At 68.8% G+C, this 18234-nt stretch carries 15 protein-coding genes; 9 read left to right on the forward strand and 6 right to left on the reverse strand.

Annotation, left to right across the window (positions count from 1 at the left end; genetic code table 11):
• Nucleotides 1–148 precede the first annotated feature (148 nt).
• From FBZ90_RS05895 to FBZ90_RS05905, 3 genes are all read right to left on the reverse strand, one after another.
• Nucleotides 149–400 (reverse strand): hypothetical protein, encoded by a 252-nt coding sequence (locus FBZ90_RS05895; RefSeq protein WP_145730101.1) that lies wholly within the window; start codon nt 398–400, stop codon nt 149–151.
• 274 nt (nt 401–674) lie between these two features.
• Nucleotides 675–1103: a response regulator gene (locus FBZ90_RS05900; RefSeq protein WP_145730102.1), complete on the reverse strand. Its 429-nt coding sequence runs from the start codon at nt 1101–1103 to the stop codon at nt 675–677.
• A 250-nt stretch (nt 1104–1353) separates the two neighbouring features.
• Nucleotides 1354–4071 carry a M1 family metallopeptidase gene (locus FBZ90_RS05905; protein ID WP_145730103.1) on the reverse strand — a complete coding sequence of 906 codons (2718 nt, stop codon included), beginning with the start codon at nt 4069–4071 and terminating at the stop codon, nt 1354–1356.
• A gap of 247 nt (nt 4072–4318) precedes the next feature.
• On the opposite strand from FBZ90_RS05905, the gene FBZ90_RS05910 reads away from it, so the two are divergent.
• The 4 genes from FBZ90_RS05910 (at nt 4319) to FBZ90_RS05925 (ending at nt 8927) form a co-directional block, all read left to right on the forward strand.
• Complete coding sequence (locus FBZ90_RS05910) at nt 4319–5536, forward strand: YdcF family protein (RefSeq protein WP_145730104.1); 1218 nt, start codon at nt 4319–4321, stop codon at nt 5534–5536.
• Between the two features lie 116 nt (nt 5537–5652).
• On the forward strand, nt 5653–6045 hold the full coding sequence (locus FBZ90_RS05915; RefSeq protein WP_145730105.1) for a RidA family protein: 393 nt from the start codon (nt 5653–5655) through the stop codon (nt 6043–6045).
• Between the two features lie 14 nt (nt 6046–6059).
• Entirely contained in the window at nt 6060–6593 is a 534-nt protein-coding gene (locus FBZ90_RS05920) for a GNAT family N-acetyltransferase (protein ID WP_211101917.1), read from the forward strand.
• A gap of 90 nt (nt 6594–6683) precedes the next feature.
• The gene (locus FBZ90_RS05925; RefSeq protein WP_211101918.1) at nt 6684–8927 is read left to right on the forward strand and encodes a molybdopterin-dependent oxidoreductase; all 2244 of its coding nucleotides are present in this window, start codon (nt 6684–6686) and stop codon (nt 8925–8927) included.
• 62 nt (nt 8928–8989) lie between these two features.
• Here the strand turns inward: FBZ90_RS05925 and FBZ90_RS05930 are convergent, their stop codons facing one another.
• Nucleotides 8990–9373, reverse strand: coding sequence for a thiol-disulfide oxidoreductase DCC family protein (locus FBZ90_RS05930; protein ID WP_145730106.1), 384 nt, complete (start codon nt 9371–9373; stop codon nt 8990–8992).
• A 132-nt stretch (nt 9374–9505) separates the two neighbouring features.
• On the opposite strand from FBZ90_RS05930, the gene FBZ90_RS05935 reads away from it, so the two are divergent.
• From FBZ90_RS05935 to FBZ90_RS05950, 5 genes are all read left to right on the forward strand, one after another.
• Nucleotides 9506–10132 carry a LysE family translocator gene (locus FBZ90_RS05935; protein WP_145730107.1) on the forward strand — a complete coding sequence of 209 codons (627 nt, stop codon included), beginning with the start codon at nt 9506–9508 and terminating at the stop codon, nt 10130–10132.
• Between the two features lie 44 nt (nt 10133–10176).
• Nucleotides 10177–10776, forward strand: coding sequence for a hypothetical protein (locus tag FBZ90_RS27780; RefSeq protein WP_186455633.1), 600 nt, complete (start codon nt 10177–10179; stop codon nt 10774–10776).
• A 190-nt stretch (nt 10777–10966) separates the two neighbouring features.
• A complete protein-coding gene (gene dcp / locus FBZ90_RS05940) occupies nt 10967–13108 on the forward strand; it encodes a peptidyl-dipeptidase Dcp (protein ID WP_246130174.1) in 2142 nt (713 codons plus the stop codon).
• A gap of 156 nt (nt 13109–13264) precedes the next feature.
• Entirely contained in the window at nt 13265–13612 is a 348-nt protein-coding gene (locus FBZ90_RS05945) for an ArsR/SmtB family transcription factor (RefSeq protein WP_145730108.1), read from the forward strand.
• Nucleotides 13609–14580, forward strand: coding sequence for an SRPBCC family protein (locus FBZ90_RS05950; protein ID WP_145730109.1), 972 nt, complete (start codon nt 13609–13611; stop codon nt 14578–14580). The genes FBZ90_RS05945 and FBZ90_RS05950 overlap by 4 nt, the downstream gene beginning before the upstream one ends.
• An 86-nt stretch (nt 14581–14666) precedes the next feature.
• Here the strand turns inward: FBZ90_RS05950 and FBZ90_RS28615 are convergent, their stop codons facing one another.
• Nucleotides 14667–16397 carry a J domain-containing protein gene (locus tag FBZ90_RS28615; RefSeq protein WP_145730110.1) on the reverse strand — a complete coding sequence of 577 codons (1731 nt, stop codon included), beginning with the start codon at nt 16395–16397 and terminating at the stop codon, nt 14667–14669.
• A complete protein-coding gene (locus FBZ90_RS05960; RefSeq protein ID WP_145730111.1) occupies nt 16394–18094 on the reverse strand; it encodes an Hsp70 family protein in 1701 nt (566 codons plus the stop codon). Before FBZ90_RS05960 ends, FBZ90_RS28615 begins: the two co-directional genes overlap by 4 nt.
• Nucleotides 18095–18234: the final 140 nt, after the last annotated feature.

Below are 18234 nucleotides of genomic sequence, written 5' to 3' on the forward strand. Positions count from 1 at the left end.
CCGGGTAGCGTGAGCGGACTGGAAATCGAGGATGAGCCAAGGCGGCGGATGCCGCCGCCCGGCGTTTGAGGGAACCTGAAACGAAAACGGGCCCGTTCCGGTGAGGAACGGGCCCGTAAACGTTAGGCCAAAGCCCCGACGAACTGGCTTAGTTGCCCTTCGGGGGTTCGGTCGTGGAGGGCTCCGGCGTGGCCGGGGCCGGGGTGGCGTCGGACGGGGCCGGCGCCGGGGTGGCGGAGCTGTCAGCCGGGGCGGCCGGGGTGGCCGGCGTTTCAGCCGCAGGGGCCGCCGGGGCGGCGGCGGGGGCTTCGGTCTTCGCCGGGGCCGGGGCGTCGTGCTTGTCGCAAGCAGCCAGACCGACCAACAGAACCGGGGCGAGCATCAGGGCTTTAAAGCGCATATTCCTCTCCTTCTATGCGTCTTTACGCGCGGATTGGTTCCGCACGTCTTGACGTCGTGGCCCGAGGCTCACGGACCACGACAATGATTTTGCAACACCTTCCGGCGGAAATAAGGCAAAGCCGCCGAACGATGTGTGAAACTTTGACAGCGCATTAACCAGGAAGGCGGCGCTATCGTCCTGATAACACGACAGATGGGCCGCCATTCCAAGAAAGAATTCGTCCTAAGCCTTTTTGAGCCCTGGGGGGCCGGCGCTCAACGGCGATTTCGCCCTAGTCCTTGGGTGCGGCAAGCCGCCGCAACGCCAAATCCAGGGCGGATTTCAACTGTCCGGCGGAATAGGGCTTCTGCACGAAGCCCAAGGGATAGGTCTGGCTGGCCCGGGCCATCGTCTGCTCATCCGTATAGGCCGATAGGAAGACCGAGCGCAGACTGAATTCATTCCGCAGCCGCCGGGCCGTGTCGATTCCGTCGACCGTGCCTTTCAGGCGGATGTCCATGAGCGCCAGGTGGGGGTGGCTACTGGCGGCCAGGGCGATGGCCTCCGGCTCCGACGCGGCGATGCCGCAGACCTCATACCCCAAATCCTCCACCGTCAGGCGGATGCCCAAGGCCACCAACGCATCGTCCTCGACGATCATCAGGCGTATCGCCGCATGGTCAATCGGTCCGGCGTCCTCGTTGATTGCTACCTGACTCATGCGTCCCCTGAACCTGGTCATCCCACCGCGATGCCTATGACGCTGCGGGCGGTGGCCGCCACCAGGGCGCCTGCCCACGCATATCCCTGCGCACCGACCCAGCGCACACCACTGCGGTGCGTGTTGGACCCGCATGCCCCGGCGTCGCCGCCCCCCCACGGGGACACTGTCCATTCAGTTGGTACAGTAAGCCATTGGCTTAAACAATTCAGCCAGATGACCGAAACTTTCGGGAGGTAAGCTTGAGGGGTTATGGCCTTTGCCCCGGCGGCGGCGCGGGGGCGGGGGGCGTTTGGGACAGGGTGCTGGCGCGTTGCGCCGCGCAGAGGCGGATGCGTTCCACCGCCTGGTCGACGGTGCGCCCGCCCCCTTCCAGCTCCCCGGCCAGGGGCCGGAAAAAGGCTTCGACCTGATCCGCCGCCGGTGCGCTGCACAGACCCTCCAGCGGCAGGGGCAGCGCCCCCATGGTGGTGGTGGACCCGCGCGCGCGGATGTGGGCGATGTTGGCCTGCACCCAGGCCCAGTAGGCTGGCAGGTGGCTGGATTCGCGTCCCTGGCCGCGAATCAGCATGTTGACCTCGTTCAGTTTCAGCCAGGGGGCGAAGACCAGGTCGCGTATCTGGGCCGCCAGGACGGGGTCGGTCACGCGGTTGAGGGCGTCCAGCGCCATCTCCCGGTGCTCCGCGTCGGTGGACGTCTTCACCTGGTCGATCAGGCCGTCGACGTAGGGGCGCCCCAATTCCTGCGCCAGGACCGCCATGCCGGTCGCCTGTACCTCCGCCGGGGGCGGGGCGCTGGGGTCGCGCATCAGGGCCATCAGTTGGGCCCGCACGGTTTCGTCCCGCAGTTCCAGGGCAAGGAAGGCCACCAGTCGGTCCCGCAACAGGGCCGTGTTTTCCGGTGCCACCCGGTCCAGCTTGCCCGGCGTCAGGCCTACCCGGGCCATGACAGGGCGCCATGCCTGCAGCAGGAACAGGCGCAACGCCGCCCGGTCCCCTTCCGTGGGGGCCAGGTCCAGCAACTGCTTCAGCCGGGGGAAGGAGGCTGAGGCGACGTCCCAGGCGGGCACCCCGGCCAGGCTGACGGCGGCGGTCAGGTACAGCGACGGGGGCTGGTGGCCGGCCACCACCTCTCCCCACAGGCTTTCCAGCAGCGCCATCTGCTCCGCCGCAGGCAGGCGCGGCAGTACGGTGAGGAGCCGGCGCCAATGCTCGGTCGTCAGCGACAGGCGGAAATAGCCCGTGCCCGTGGCGTTGGGCACCAGCACGGCCGGGCAGGCGTACTGGCCCAGCGGAAAGGTCTGGCGCGCCGCCGTCACCATCATGCAGGCCGGCGCGCTGGCGGCGTTGGGCTGGACGCACAGCGGCAGGGTCCAGTGCGCCGCCGTGCTGGCCTCGGAGCCCAAAGGGCGGTAGCGGCGCTGGGCTGTCAGGACTTGCAGCCCCGTGCGGGGGCAGGTCCACCCCAGGGACAGGCGGGGCACGCCCGGAAGATTGATGTAGGAACGCAGCGACTCCACCAGCACCGGGTCGTGCATGGTGTCGGCCAGCGCACCGAAGAAGTCCTGGGCGGTGGCGACGCCGTCGATATGGCGCCGCAGATGTGTGGTCACCGCCTTGCGGAAGGCGGCGGGGCCGACATAGGACTCCATCATCGCCAGCACGCCCGCACCCTTGCGATAGGTGATGTTGTCGAAGGCGGTTTCGATGTCGCTGGTGGTGGTGATGGGCTGGCGGATGGCGCGGGTGGAGGCCAGGGAATCCAGATCCATGGCCTCCAGCGCCTCTTGCTCCACCATCCGGGCGGTCAGCATGCGCGGTTGCCAGGAATCCACCGCCTTGGGCGCCAGCCAGCTGGCGAACGCCTCGTTCAACCAGATGTCATCCCACCCCGCCGGGGTCACCAGATCGCCGAACCATTGATGGGCGATCTCATGGGCATGCAGCACCAGGAAGCGCCGGCGGGCGTCCACCGTGTCGTCGGCCGCCACCAGCAGCCGCTGCTCGCTGTAGAGGATGGTGCCCGCGTTTTCCATGCCCACGGCGTCGAAGTCGGGGGCGGCGATCAGGTCCAGCTTGCCGTAGGCGTAGGGGATGCCGAAGTAGCGTTCCAGTGTCAGGAACAGGCCGGGCGTGACCGACAGGGCATAGGCCAGGCGGGGCCCCTTCCCGTGCAGGGCCACGCCGCGCACAGGGATGGGTTTGCGCCGGGCGCCGTTGGGCGGAATGGTCGGGCCCTTCACGATGTCCAGCGGGCCCACGGCGAACGCCAGCAGATAGGTGGGCAGCGGCCGGGTGGTGCCGAAGGTCAGGCGTCGGCCGCCGCCGGGCAGCGTCTCCTGCCGGACCGGCAGGGTGTTGGTCACCGCCTCGTCCCCCGCCTTCACCGTCAGGGTGATGTCGTAGGGCGTCTTGAAGCGCGGCTCGTCAAAGCAGGGCCAGGCCTGGCGGGCGCTGATGGCCTCGAACTGGCTGAAGGCGTAGTTCAGGCCCTTCTCGCTGACCCGGTAGAGGCCATCCAGCGAGGGGTCGAATGGGGCGCTGTAGGTGAAGCGTAGGGTCAGGGTCTGCGGCTGCAGCGGCTGGGCGAAGTCCACCCGCGCCACGCCATCCGGCGTCACCTGCTCCCAGGTGGCGGGCAGATGCTCCCCCGCAGCGGTCACCACCTCCACCGCCGCCATCTCCAGGTCGCGGCCATTCAGCCAGACATGGTCCGACGTCTTGGTCAGCGCGATCTTGATGTCCACCTGCCCGGAATACTCGCTCTGGTCCGGGTCGATGGTCAGGTTCAGGCGATAGCGCAAGGGGCGCGCGGTGTCGGGCAAGCGCACCGTGGGCACCATTTCGGCGCCGTCGTCCACCTGCACCTTGGCCGTCTTGGGGCGGGCGGCGCCCCAGGCCGCTGTCCCGGGAACGAGCAGGGGGACCAGGATCAGCACCAGGAGCGAGAGGCGGGACAGGGCGGGCAAGGTGGTCGATGGTCCTGGCTGGGCGATAGTGAAGCGCCGCGCACTATGACTGCGGGTTTCCACTGTGCGCAATGTTCCGATGGGGCGGGGACCTTCGGATGCGGAGCGGCGCGCATGGTCATGCAAGCGACGCCGTTCCCGTGTAGGGTCCCTCCTTTAACGGGGCCATTCTTTAACGGACTGGGGGGCGTGGAATATGCGGTGCTGGGCGCGGGTGGTAGTGATTGCGGCAGTGGCCGGGATGGCGATGGCGGGACCGGCGCTGCCCGCCGAACCCCCGGTACCCGCATCCAAGCCCCTGGTCTATAAGCAGCCGCTGCGTGACAAGCTGTTCTACGGCCTCAGCCTGCTGGCCCGCGACCCGCAGGCGCTGGCCGCCGTGGCGACCTCGCCGGACCTGAGCCGCCTGGCGGCGGAGCGCCGCGCCCGGGCGCGCGGGGCGGTGGAGGCTTGCGGCGGCGACACTGGCTGTTACGTGCGCGGCTTCGATTGGTCGGAGGCCGAGGTCGGCGCGGTAAGCCAGGCCTTGGCCGCCGCGCTGAAGGCCCATCCCGAGGCCGCCCGGCGCCTGGTGGCGGCGCTGGACGCCAGCGGCCTTTACCCGGCGGCGCCGGGCCAGGATGCCGACGTGGTCGTCCGCGCCTGGGCCCAGGCCGCCGCCGCCGCCCACCACATCCTGGCGGTCTACGGCGGCGGGGAAAAGCCGCGCGGCCCCGCCATTGATGGCCCCGCCTATGACGTGGCCACGCCCGCCTATGGTACGCTGGTGAAGAGTGCGGCCTCCGTCCTGGCGGATGGTCTGGCCGATGACAGCCTGTTTTTCGAGCCGACCGAGGCCTTCGCCCTGCTGCTGCTGGAAATCAACCGCCGGGACGAGGCCGGGCGCCTGGAACCCCTGGAGGCGGGGGAGAACAAGGCGGCGCTGGCCCGCCTGAAGACTGTCAAATGGGCCAACTATCCCTACACGGCTCTGGTGGTGCCGGGCTACGGGCCGGAAACGGCGGGCGTGGCCCTGTCGGCCCCCAGCCTGTTGCGGGTGAAGCTGGCCGCCAAGCGCTTCCACGATGGCAAGGCGCCGGTCATCATCGTCAGCGGCGGCTACGTCCACCCTAACCAGACGCCCTATAACGAGGCGCTGGAGATGAAAAAGACCCTGGTCCAGGACTATGGCGTGCCCGCCGACGCCATCCTGGTGGAACCGCACGCCCGCCACACCACCACCAATCTGCGCAATGCTGACCGCCTGATCTATCGCTATGGCATGCCCATGGATCGCAAGGCCCTGGTGGTCACCGACCTGGGGCAAAGCGGCTATATCACCGAGGATCGCTTCGCCACCCGCAACCAGGAGGATCTGGGCTATGTCCCCTTCACCGGGCTGGAGCGGGTGTCGCCCTTCGACGTGGCCTATCTGCCCACCGTGTCGGCGTTGACGCTGGACGCCGGCGACCCACTGGACCCCTAAGCCCGCGTGGCAGCCTTGCTTGGGTGTCGCTGGATAACAAACCGACGTTTGTTATGGTGCGAACGCAACTAAGATGCGCCGGGCCGGGGGTTCGGTGTTGGAAAGGGACTCAAAGCATGGGTAGGCAAAAGGTTGAAGTGGCGTCCGCTTGGGGGGAGGCCATCGGCTATTCGCGAGCGGTCAAGGCCGGCGACCTGATTTTCGTGTCCGGCACCACCGCCAGTGGCGGCCCGGACGGCAAGGCCTTCCACCCCGGCGATGCCGGCGGCCAGGCCAAGGTGATCCTGGAGCGCATCGTGGCCGCCCTGGCTGAGCTGGGCGCCGGGCCCGAGCATGTGGTGGAAACCCGCATCTACCTGACCGACATGACCACATGGCAGGATGTGGGCCGTGCCCATGGCGCCGTCTTCGGCGGGGCTAAGCCCGCCACCACCATCGTGCAGGTGGGCCCCCTGATCTCCCCCGACCTGCTGGTGGAGATCAGCGCCACGGCGTCGCTGGCGCCGTAAGGCTGGCGCGGGGCATGGTGCTGACCGTCAGGCAGGAGGGCCCGGATGATGCCGCCGCCATCGCGGCGGCGGTGAGGCGGGCCTACGCCGACGTGCCCTACAGCGATCATCGTGAGCATTTGATGATCGCCCGCCTGCGCGACAGCGCCGCCTGGATACCGGCGCTGTCGTTGCTGGCGGAGGAGGACGGACGGGTGGTGGGGCACATCTTGCTGACCCGAGCCGCCATTCGCGGGGCCCGAGGTTCCGCCCCGACCTTGGCCCTGGCGCCCCTGTCCGTGGTGCCGGAACGGCAGGGGCGGGGCGTGGGCGGCCGGCTGGTCAGGGCGGCGCACCGGCGGGCGCGGGATTTGGGCTATGGCTCCGTCGTCCTGGTCGGCATCCTGGACTATTATCGGCGCTTCGGCTACCGGCCCATGGCGGACCATGCCATCGTCGTGCCCTTCACGGTGCCGGCGCGGAACTGCATGGTTCTGGCGCTGACGCCCGATGGTCTGAGCGGGGTGGAGGGCATGGTGCAGTATGCGCCGGAATGGATGGACGGCTGAGAGACGGGCTAGCGACCGCTAGCGTCCATACTGGACAGCGACACCGTCACCACCGATAGTTGGGCCACAATAAACCTGGGAGGCCCGGCCGTGACCGGTATCGAAACCATCGCCCACCGCATTTGCCCGCTATGCGAAGCCTGCTGCGGGCTGGAGGTCACGCTGGTGGACGGCGCCGTCACCCGCATCCGGGGGCATGACGCCGATGTGTTCAGCCACGGCTTTATCTGCCCCAAGGGGGTGGCGCTCAAGGATCTGCACGAGGACCCCGACAGGCTGCGCACGCCGCTGATCAAGCGCGACGGCCGCTTCGTCGAGGCGACCTATGAGGAGGCGTTCGCAGAGATCGAGCGGCGGCTGACACCCCTGCTGGAAACCCACGGCCGCGACGCGGCGGCCACCTATATCGGCAACCCCGCCGCCCACAAGATGGGCCTGCTGCTGTACACGCCGGTGCTGGCGCGGGCGCTGGGCACGCGTAACATCTATTCCGCCTCCACCCTGGACCAGATGCCCAAGCAGTTGTCCAGCGGCCTGATGTTCGGCCATTGGCTGAGCATCCCCGTGCCGGACATTGAACGCACCCGGCTCATGGTCATCCTGGGCGGCAACCCCATGGCCTCCAACGGCAGCCTGTGGACGGTGCCGGACTTCCGCGGCAAGGCGCTGGATCTCAAGGCGCGCGGCGGCCGGCTGGTGGTGATCGACCCACGGCGGACGGAGACGGCGGCCCTGGCCGATGAGCATCACTTCATCCGCCCGGGCAGCGATGTCTTCCTGCTGGCGGCCCTGGTCCACACCCTGTTTGAGGAGGGGTTGGTGCGCCTGGGCCGGCTGGCGGACCATGTGACGGGCGTGGAGGAGTTGCGTGCCGCCATCGCCCCGTTCACCCCGGAACGGGTCGCCGCCCATACGGCCATCCCGGCCGACACCATCCGGACCCTGGCGCGGGACCTGGCGGGGCCGGCGCCCGCGGTGCTTTATGGCCGCATCGGCACCTGCACCCAGGAATACGGTACCCTGGCCAGCTGGCTGGTGGACGTCGTCAATGTCCTGTCCGGTAATCTGGACGCGCCCGGTGGGGCGATGTTTCCCAAGGCCGCCGCCTTCGCCGCCAACACGGTGGGCGCCGGCGGCAAGGGACGCGGCGTGCCGGTGGGCCGCCGACGCTCCCGCGTGTCCAACGCGCCGGAGGTGTTCGGCGAGCTGCCCGTGGGCTGCCTGGCGGAGGAGATCGAGACGACGGGCGAGGGCCAGGTGCGCGCCCTGTTCACCGTGGCCGGCAATCCCGTGCTGTCCTCCCCCAACGGCGACCGTCTGGCGCGCGCCCTGGACCAGCTGGATCTGATGGTCAGCGTCGACATCTACCTGAATGAGACGACGCGCCACGCCGATGTCATTATGCCTGGTGTCTCACCCTTCCAGGACAGCCACTACGACGTCGCCTTCCCGCAACTGTCCTATCGCAACCACGCCCGCTACAGCCCGGCACTGCTGCCGCGACCGGAGGGCGCCCTGGCGGAATGGCAGGTGCTGCTGAAACTGGCGGCCATCGCGGAAGGCAAGGGGGCGGCCGCTGACCCCGTCGCCTTGGACGACGCCATGGCGACGGCCGAGGTGAGCCGTTGGGCCGGCGAACACACGGGTGCCGTCCTGGCCGCCGTCTCCCGCTGGACGGGGCCGGAGCGCCTGTTGGACCTGGCGTTGCGCGCTGGCCCCTATGGCGACGGCTTCGGCCGCAAGCCGGACGGCCTGACCCTGGCCAAGGTGCAGGACAGTGTTGGCGGCATCGACCTGGGCGCGTTGCAGCCCCGTATCCCCGAGGTGTTGCGCACCCCCAGCGGCCGCATCGAGCTGGCGCCCGAGCTGCTGGTGGCGGACCTGGCCCGCGCCGTGGCGGCGCTGGACCAGCCGGCGCCAGACTTGGTCATCATCGGCCGGCGCGACCTGCGCTCCAACAACAGTTGGATGCACAACCTGCCCATCCTGGCCAAGGGCCCGTTCCGTTGCACCGTGCTGGTGCATCCCGACGATGCCCGCCGCCACGGTGTCGTCCATGGCGGTCAAGCCCGACTGTCCCGTGCCGGCCGTGCTATCGAGGCTCAGGTAGCCGTCAGCGCCGACATGATGCCCGGCGTCATCAGCCTGCCCCACGGCTGGGGCCATGACGCGGACGGTGCCCGTCTGGGCCTGGCCAGCCAGCGCCCGGGCGCCAACCTGAACGCCCTGCTGGACGAGACCCTGCGCGATCCCTTATCCGGCAACGCCGTGCTGAGCGGCGTGGCGGTGACATTGGAACCCGTCCCGCTGCCGGCGGTGCAGGCGGCGGAGTAGGGGCTAGCGGTTTTGGGAACCGTGGGCCCCCATGTGGACAGCTCCCTTACCAAGGGAGTGCCCTACCAATGCTTCTTCCACCGGTTCCAGGCGTACAGGACGTCGGCGAAGCGGTCATAGGCGAGGCGGGTGAGGGGGCGGATCACGCGGTTGCCCAGCAGAGCGGCCGGCCAGGCGTCGCCGGGGGTATGGCGCCAGATGGCGATGGCGCAATCGGCGCCCACCAGCAGCCGGCCTTCGGCATCCATTCCATGCAGGCGGCGGCGCACGGCCTCCACATCCGCGCCGAAGGGGGCCAGCGCCTCGGGTTCCAGATTGATGTCGCGGAAGGCGATGATACCGGCGCGGGCCGCCTGCACCAGGCGGTTGGTCTGCCAGTCGATGCCCGCGTTACAGACGGGGCATTTGGTGTTGTACCAGACCGTCAGGTGGGGAGGGGCGGGCAAGGCGGCTCTCGATGCGGATAAGGTCCGGGCAGTATAGCGGCCGGACGCGATAAGGACAGTGGTGGGAAGGAGCAAAGTCTGGAAGGATCGGTGGTTGAATAACCGCCGCGCAGAACCCTGAGACCCGCACCCATGATTCCTGTCGAGACCTTGTTGGCCTTCCTCACCGCCGCCGTGGTGCTGGCCTTCGCGCCGGGGCCGGACAATCTGTTCGTGCTTACCCTGTCGGCGGCGCGGGGATGGCGTGCCGGGGTGGCGGTGACCCTGGGCCTGTGCACCGGCCTGGTGGTGCACACCACGGCGGTGGCGCTGGGTGTGGCCGTGATTTTCCAGCAATCGCAGCTGGCCTTCACCCTGCTGAAGGCCGCCGGTGCCGCCTACCTGCTGTACCTGGCCTACAAGGCCTTCCGCGCGCCGGTGGAGGCGCTGGGCGGGGCCAAGGCGGCGGCGGACGGCTACCCTGTCCTGTACCGCCGGGGCATCGTCATGAACGTGACCAATCCCAAGGTGGCCGTCTTCTTCCTGGCCTTCCTGCCGCAGTTCGCCGCACCGGAGCGGGGCAGCGTCACGGTGCAGATCTTCCTGCTGGGGGCGGTGTTCGCCGCCGTGGCGCTGGCCTGCTTTTCCACGATCGCCGTCCTGGCCGGCGGATTGAACCGCTGGCTGGCCCGGTCCGCCCACGCGCAAACCATCCTGAACCGCATCGCCGGCGTGGTGTTCGTCGGCCTGGCCATCAAATTGGCGACCGCCCAACGCTGAGGGCGCCGCCCTCGTAACGGGGAATGTCGAACGGGGGCAATGTCATGGGACTGGAGGCACTCTGTCATGCCATCTGGGCCGGCGGCGCTGGTGAGGTCAAGGCGCTGCTGGAAAGCCGGGAGCTGATTCTGCGGGGTGACCTGCGGCGCACCATCCCGGTCGCTGCCGTGGACGCCGTGGCGGTCGAGGGCGATGCCCTGGTCATGGCCACGCCGGACGGGCCGCTGACCTTGGCGCTGGGGGCCGATGCCGCCGCCCGCTGGGCCAGGAAGCTGACCACCCCGCCGCCCAGCCTGGCGCGCAAGCTGGGCGTGGGCCCCGGCACGCCGGCCCTGGTCATCGGTACGGCGGATGATCCCGCCCTGGTGGAGGCGCTGGCGGAGGCCGTGGCCGCAACCCCGGCGGACGCCCGCCTGGCGCTGGCCGTGGCGCGGGACGCGGCCGACCTGGAGCGGGCGGTCGCCGCCCACGCCGCCTTGCCCGCCGGGACCGCCCTCTGGATCATTCACGGCAAGGGCCCCAAGGCAACGTTCGGCGAGGCGCCGGTGCGCGCCTGGATGCGCGCCGCCGGGTTCAAGGACACCAAGATCAGCGCCGTGTCGGAGACGCTGTCGGCCACCCGCTACAACGCCGCTTCCCGCTAGGAAAGCGGCTTCGCTGAAATGCCGCACGTCTTGCCCCCGCCTCGGCGCGGAAGGGGCAACGATTCCCCGCCAGACGTGGTACAACCACCCGCCTTGGCGGGACCCTGCGGGGGGGACACCGCCGGATGCCCCGTCCATCGCCATGGGTGATGGGCGGGGGGATGAAACAAGAGACTGTCAGGGGATCCCGATGACACGTACCGTTCTGCTTGGAACCGTGGGCGCGCTGGCGCTCGCGACGCTCGCCGCCACCCCGGCGCTGGCGGCGAAGCCCGCCGCGGCTGGCGCCAATCCCTTCGCCGCCGCCAGCACCCTGCCGTTCGAGGCGCCCCGCTTCGACATCATCAAGGACACCGACTACCTGCCCGCCTTCAAGGAGGGCATGAAGATCCAGCTGGCCGAGATCAAGAAAATCGCCGACAACCCGGCGGCCCCCACCTTCGACAACACCCTGGTGGCCATGGAGAAGTCCGGCCGCATGCTGGACCGGGTCGGCCAAACCTTCTCCGGCGTGGTGCAGGCCAACACCAACGACGCGCTGGATGAGGTGCAGACCACGGTGTCGCCCCTGCTGGCCCAGCACAATGATGCCATCTATCTGAACGACAAGCTGTTTCAGCGGGTCAAGGCGCTGTACGACAAGCGCGACGGCCTGAAGCTGAACCCGGAGCAGGCCCAGCTGCTGAAGGTCTATTACCAGCAGTTCATCCATGCCGGCGCCATGCTGAACGACGCCGACAAGGCCACGCTGCGCGATCTCAACACCAAGCTGTCGTCGCTGGAGACCGCCTTCCAGCAGAAGCTGGTGGCGGCGGCCAAGGAAGGCGGCCTGGTGGTGGATGACAAGGCCAAGCTGGCCGGCATGGGCGATGGCGCCATCGCAGCCGCCGCCGAGGCCGCCAAGGGCCGCAAGCTGGAGGGCAAGTACCTGGTGCCGCTGCAGAACACCACGCAGCAGCCGGCCCTGTCCTCCCTGGACGACCGGGCCACGCGCCAGGCCCTGTTCGAGCGTAGCTGGACCCGCGCCGAGAAGGGCGACGCCAACGACACCCGCGCCACCATCTCCGACATCGCCCACCTGCGGGCGCAGAAGGCCAAGCTGCTGGGCTTCCCCAACTACGCGGCCTATGTCCTGGCCGACCAGATGGCGGTGACGCCGGAGGCGGCGGAGGGCTTCATGAAGCGCATGGTCCCCGCCCTGGCGGCGGAGCAGAAGCGCGAGGCGGCGGAGATCCAAGCGCAGATCAAGAAGGACGGCCAGGATTTCGCCCTGAAGCCCTGGGATTGGGACAAGTATGCCGAGCAGGTGCGCAAGGCCAAGTACGATCTGGATGAGGGCGCGCTGAAGCCCTATTTCGAGCTGCACACCGTGCTGGAGGAGGGCGTGTTCTACGCCGCCAACCAGCTGTATGGCCTGACCTTCAAGCGCCGCACCGACATCCCGGTCTACCAGCCCGACGTGCTGGTCTATGAGGTGATCGACAAGGACGGCTCCAGCCTGGGGCTGATGTACTTCGACTACTTCAAGCGCGACAACAAGTCGGGCGGGGCCTGGATGTCCAACTTCGTCCAGCAGTCCAAGCTGCTGGGCACCAAGCCCGTGGTCTACAACGTCTGCAATTTCACCAAGCCCGCCCCGGGCCAGCCGGCGCTGATCAGCTTCAGCGACGTCACCACCATGTTCCACGAATTCGGCCATGCCCTGCACGGCCTGTTCGCCAACCAGACCTATGAGACGCTGTCGGGCACCAACGTGGCGCGCGACTTCGTCGAGTTCCCGTCGCAGTTCAACGAGCATTGGGCCCTGGACCCCAAGGTCCTGGCCCACTATGCCAAGAACTACCAGACGGGCCAGGCCATGCCGGCCGACCTGGTGGAGAAGATCAAGAAGGCCGCCACCTTCAACCAGGGCTATGCCTTGGGTGAGGTCGTCGCGGCCGCCATGCTGGACCTGGAATGGCACAGCCTGCCGGCCGACGCGCCCAAGCAGGACGTGGACACCTTCGAGAAGGAAGCCCTGGCCAAGACCGGCCTGGACGTGGACGACGTGCCGCCGCGCTACCGCTCCAGCTACTTCCTGCACATCTGGGGCAACGGCTACGCCGCCGGCTACTACGCCTATCTGTGGACGGAGATGCTGGACGACGACAGCTACGCCTGGTTCAAAGAGCATGGCGGCCTGACGCGGGAGAACGGTGAGCGCTTCCGCCAGATGATCCTGTCCAAGGGCCATACCGAGGACTACGGCCCCATGTTCCGCGCCTTCTACGGCAAGGACCCGGACATCGCACCCATGCTGCAGAACCGCGGCCTGGCGCCGGAAGGCAAGTAAGCTCGCCCTCTCGGGTTGGCTGGATACGAGAGGGGCCGGTGGCACATGCCGCCGGCCCTTTTTGCATTTCCGGCCTGGCACCGCTGACCCAACTCCAATCTGGCGCCCCAACACTAAACGCCTTGCTTTAGTATTCGCGCTGAGATACTAAAGCATATGCTTAACCAATCATCCCCCCTCGACCTCACCTTCCAGGCGCTCGCCGACCCGACCCGCCGCGCCTTGGTGGAGCGGTTGGTGCGCGGGCCGGCGTCGGTCAGTGAGCTGGCGCGGCCGCTGGACATGTCCCTGCCGGCGGTGATGCAGCATTTGGCTGTGTTGGAGAGTTCCGGCCTGGTGCGGTCGGAGAAGGTGGGGCGGGTGCGGACCTGCCGCATCGACGCCGCGCAGTTGAGCCTGGCGGAGCAATGGATCAACCAGCGCCGCCTGGAATGGGCCAGCTGCCTGGATCGGCTGGGCGACTATCTCGAAACACTGAAAAACAACGACGGAGAGGAATCATGACCCAGGGTGGACCGGCCGGGGCCTTGCGCCCCGACCCCGTACGCATTTCCCGCACCATCCCGGCCCTGCGCGAGACGGTGTTCAGGGCGTGGAGCACGGCGGAGCATGTGCGCCACTGGTTCGCGCCGGAGCATTTCACCGTGCCCGAGGCAACCGTGGACATGCGCGTGGGTGGCGCTTTCGAGGTGTGCATGCAGGCGCCGGACGGCACGCGGCATTGGACGCGCGGCAGCTTCGCCGAGGTCACTCCCGTGGACCGCCTGGTGCTGGACCTGCGCGTGGACGGCGGCGACGGCACGGTGCTGTTCACCGCCTGGACGGAAGTGACCTTCGCCGACGCCGTGGGCGGCACCCGGCTGGACATCGTGCAGACCTATACCGTCTATGACCCCGCCATGCTGGCGGCCATCGGCGGCGCGCCGGAGGGCTGGTCGCAGACGCTGGACAAGCTGGGGGCCGAGGTGGCGCGCATGGAGCCCGGTGCCGTGCAGGCGCCGGCGGCGCGGTCCGTCGTCCACGCCATTTTCAGCCTGGAGCGGACCTATGACGCTCCGGCGGCCCGGGTCTGGAACGCCCTGTCGGACCTGGAGGCCAAGTCCAAATGGTTCGCCGGCGGTGGCGATTGGGTGCCGCTGGAACGCAGCCTGGATTTCCGCGTGGGCGGCAGGGAACGGGCGCGCGGGCGCTGGCAGGGCGGCTCCCACGGCAACACCACCACCACCTTCGATGCCCACTACCTGGACATCGTGCCCAACGAGCGCATCGTCTACAGCTATGAGATGCACATCGATGGACGCAAGATCTCCATCTCCCTGGCGACCATGGAACTGAAGCCGGCGGGGGGTGGCCGCACCACGCTGAAGGTGACCGAGCAGGGGGCCTTCCTCGATGGCTATGAGGACAACGGGTCGCGCGAGCACGGCACCGGCTTCCTGCTGGACCGCCTGGGCGCGTCGTTGGCGGAGTGATGCCGGCGATTCCATCGTCGCCCGTCGCCACGGAAATTCATAAGACAAGCGGTCACGTTCCAAGGCCGCGCGTATAAAGGGCCGGATCAGGCGGTCCTGGTCTGCCTCAGTTGATGAATGGTCATCGTCAGCACGCTGGCCAGCAGCATCAGGCCGCCGATCTGCAGCACATCGCGTGTGTCCACCGTCATGGTTCCGGTATGGGCGACGCGCAGTACCACGCCCAGCCCCCAGAGGACGTAATAGCGCATCTTGGCCAACTTTGCCGGTAGGGCGAGCGAGGGTACGCGTTCAAGGATCTGCACCAGGGTGACCGCCGCCACGGCCCAGGGCAGAAGCTCGGCCGCGCTGTCCGCGATGGACAAGAGGCCGAGGGCCGCGAACGCTGCCACCTGCAAGCCCCTCAGCGCCCGGCGGCGGTGCGCCGGGCCGATCTCGGCATACCACCAGCGGCTCAACAGGCCGCCACCGATGCTGGTGGCCAGCAGGGCCCCCGTCACGGCCACGGTAAAGGCCGGCATGGGGGCCGGTGGCAGCAGCGGGCCGATCCAGAACAGCCAGAACACCAGCGGAATGCTGTTGGCCAGCAGGATGCGCACCGCCTGGCTGTTGGTGTCGTTGGCATAGGTCCTCTGGAACAGTCCCGCCCACCATAGGGCCAGCGTGGCCGCCGCCGCCGTCGCCGGGATACCGATGGATGGCGGCAGCGCCAGTGACAGGGGGATCAGCGCCATACTGAACGGCGCCCATCCCAGCCGCGCGGCCAGCCCGGCATCGCGGGCCCAGCGCTGTCGCAGCCAGCGTGCCGGCATCTGCACGCCCAGCCGGTAGGCGAGGCCGGCGGCGGCCAGCAGAGGGCCGACCAGCAGGAAGCCCGTGGGCCACTCCGCCAAGGTCGCGGTTGGCAGGCCGACTTGCAGGCCGGCATAAACCAGCAGGAACAACGGCGCGGTCACCAGCAGCCAAGCCAGGGGGGCGCCCACCGGCTCCTCCGCCAGGTACCGATCCCACGCCGTCAGCACGTCCGCGTCGAAGTTGGCTTGCAGGCTGGGATAGTCATGGCGGATCAGGGTGATCAGGCCGCGCACGTCCTTCGTCAGGTCTGGCACCGTCAGGCGCAGCCGTGGGCTGAACCGCGCCGGGGGCGCCTGCAGCAGACGATAGGCTGTGGCGTAGGCGTGGGTCCGGTCTCGCAGCTTGTCCAGGAACGCCAGGTCGCGGCCGCGCTTCCGGACGGCGGCCATCAGGGGCGTCTGCAGCCCGGCCTTGGCCTCGTCCCAGCGGAAATGGGTGATGGCCGGGCTGACCAGCGCATCCGACCGGGGGGCGGTGGACAGCAGCAGGCGGGCCAGCCAATCCTCCGTCCGGTTCTGCACGTCGATATGGGCCAACGCGGGGGAGGCCAGCACCGCCGCCAGGGCGTCCTTCAGGGCGGCGGGGTCCGCCGGCGCCGGGGCGGACAGCAGGCCGCCGAGGTGATTGCACAGGGCGACATGGCGGGCGATGGCCGCGTCCAGGTCCGTTTGCGGGGGCGGTTCGGCCGGTGGTTCCGGCTCCGGCTCGGCGGCCTTTTCCGCCACCTCCGGCTCGGTGTTATTTCCCACCGCTTCCGGCTCGGCCGCCTTCTCCGCCGTCACCTCGCTGTCGGGCCCTTGCCGGCGGGCGTGCAGCAGGGCTTCCTCATAGGCTTGGCGTAAGGCCTGGAAGCCGTCCGGGTCGTCCTCCGGGTTGGTGACCTTCAGGCGTCGGGCATAGGCGCGGCGGATGGCCAGTTGGTCGCCGGTGGGCTCCAGCGCCAGGATGTCCCAGGGGCTCACAGGAACGTCTCGCCTTCCAACTGGTCCAGCGCCTCGCTCAGGGCCAGGCGGGCGGTGTCGATGGCGCGGGGCTCCTGCCGTTCCAGGATGCTTTCGAACTGCGCCATGAGGTGGGCGACATAGGCGCGCTTGTCGCCCAGGAAGTCTTCATAGCAGCGGGCGGCGCGGGCCAGCACGGCGCGGTTGGCCTCGGTGTCGCGCGGGTGGACCTTCAGCGCGGCCAGCGCCTCGCGCCGGGCGTCCAGGTCATCCGGCTCGGCCTCCCCGTCGGTGATGACCAGGGTGCGCTGCTCCCCGGTTTCCGGAACATGGACGTCCACTTCCAGCAGGCCGTTGATGTCATAGGTGAAGCGGCAGTCGACGGTGACACCGCCGGCCGGCCGGGGCGGGACGGGGATGCTGACCTCGCCTAAGGCGACATTGTCCTGAACGTCGCGCGACTCCCCCTGGTAGATGGTGAAGGTCACCGCCTTCTGGTTGGCCTGCAGGGTATGGAAGCTGCTCACCCGGCTGGCGGGGATGACGGTGTTGCGCTCCAGGATAGGGGAGAAGATGCCGGTGCGCAGGCTGCCGTCGGGGTTGCGCTCCGCCACGTCCACGCCCAGGGAATAGGGGCAGACATCGGTGATGACCACCTCGTTCAGGGCGGCGTCACGGCTTTTCAGTCCTGCCTGGACGGCGGCACCCAGGGCCACGGCCTCATCCGGATGGACGGAATGGGCGGGAAAACGGCCGAACATGCGGGTGACGGCGCGGCGCACCGCCGGCATGCGCGTGGCCCCGCCCACCAGCACGATCTCACGCAGCGACCGCGCCTCCAGCTGGCCGTCGCGCAGCGCGCGCAGCACTGGCTCGCGCAGGCGGTTCAGCAGGCCCTCGGCCCGGGCCTCGAACGCCTCCGCCGTCAGCTCGTACTCGTAGGTTTTGTCTTTCCAGACGGCGCGCACCGGGGCGGCCGACTGCTCGCTCAAGGCGCGTCGGGCCCGCTCGGCGGCGGCGCGCAGGCGCTGGTACAGGGCGTCGCTCTCGCGCGCGTCGCGGCCCCAGTCGGCGGCGAAGCGCTGGCGCAGATCGTCCACGATCAACTCGTTGAAGTCCTCGCCGCCCAGCCGGTTGTCGCCGGCGGTGGCGCGCACCTCGATCACGCCCTCGAAGATTTCCAGGATGGAGACGTCGAAGGTGCCGCCGCCCAGGTCGAACACCAGGAAGCGCGTCTCCGCCTCCAGCTGGTGGATGCCGTAGGCCAGGGCCGCCGCCGTGGGTTCATTCAACAGCCGCTCCACCTTCAGGCCCGCCAGCTCGCCCGCACGGCGGGTGGCCTTGCGCTGCTTGTCGTTGAAATAGGCGGGCACGGTGATGACGGCCTCGGTCACCGGCTCGCCCAGATAGGCCTCCGCGTCGGCCTTCAGGGACTTCAGCACCAGGGCCGACAGCTCCTCCGGCAGGAAATCGCGTTTTCCTAAGCGGGTGACGCGCTGCGACCCCATCAGGCGCTTGAAGGCGGTGGCGGTCAGGGTGGGGTGGGTGGCCTGGCGTTCGCGCGCCGGCAGGCCCACCAGCACCGTGCCCTGCTCATCCAGGCTGACGGCGGATGGGGTCAGCCGGTGGCCCAGGCTGTTGGGGATCAGGTCCGCCTTGCCATCCCGAAAGACGGCCACCGCGGAATTGGTGGTGCCCAAATCGATACCGACGATCAACCCAACACTCCTCCCGAAACACCAGGCGCCCGCAACATCGACGTCAAGCCCGCATGATGCCATTCCCGTTCTATCTCCCGGCGCGGCGCGGGGAAAGGGGCGGATGGTCACTGCAGGCAAGAGATAGGGCGTATGACCGC

It is taken from the genome of Nitrospirillum pindoramense, assembly GCF_007827955.1.
In the GTDB taxonomy this organism is placed as follows: domain Bacteria; phylum Pseudomonadota; class Alphaproteobacteria; order Azospirillales; family Azospirillaceae; genus Nitrospirillum; species Nitrospirillum amazonense_B.

Coding starts and splice junctions, on each gene's coding strand:
- FBZ90_RS05895 (WP_145730101.1), bottom strand. CDS start 400: ATGCGCTTTAAAGCCCTGATGCTCGCCCCGGTTCTGTTGGTCGGTCTG.
- FBZ90_RS05900 (WP_145730102.1), bottom strand. CDS start 1,103: ATGAGTCAGGTAGCAATCAACGAGGACGCCGGACCGATTGACCATGCG.
- FBZ90_RS05910 (WP_145730104.1), top strand. CDS start 4,319: ATGGCGGGACCGGCGCTGCCCGCCGAACCCCCGGTACCCGCATCCAAG.
- FBZ90_RS05915 (WP_145730105.1), top strand. CDS start 5,653: ATGGGTAGGCAAAAGGTTGAAGTGGCGTCCGCTTGGGGGGAGGCCATC.
- FBZ90_RS05920 (WP_211101917.1), top strand. CDS start 6,060: ATGGTGCTGACCGTCAGGCAGGAGGGCCCGGATGATGCCGCCGCCATC.
- FBZ90_RS05935 (WP_145730107.1), top strand. CDS start 9,506: ATGATTCCTGTCGAGACCTTGTTGGCCTTCCTCACCGCCGCCGTGGTG.
- FBZ90_RS27780 (WP_186455633.1), top strand. CDS start 10,177: ATGGGACTGGAGGCACTCTGTCATGCCATCTGGGCCGGCGGCGCTGGT.
- dcp (WP_246130174.1), top strand. CDS start 10,967: ATGACACGTACCGTTCTGCTTGGAACCGTGGGCGCGCTGGCGCTCGCG.
- FBZ90_RS05945 (WP_145730108.1), top strand. CDS start 13,265: ATGCTTAACCAATCATCCCCCCTCGACCTCACCTTCCAGGCGCTCGCC.
- FBZ90_RS05950 (WP_145730109.1), top strand. CDS start 13,609: ATGACCCAGGGTGGACCGGCCGGGGCCTTGCGCCCCGACCCCGTACGC.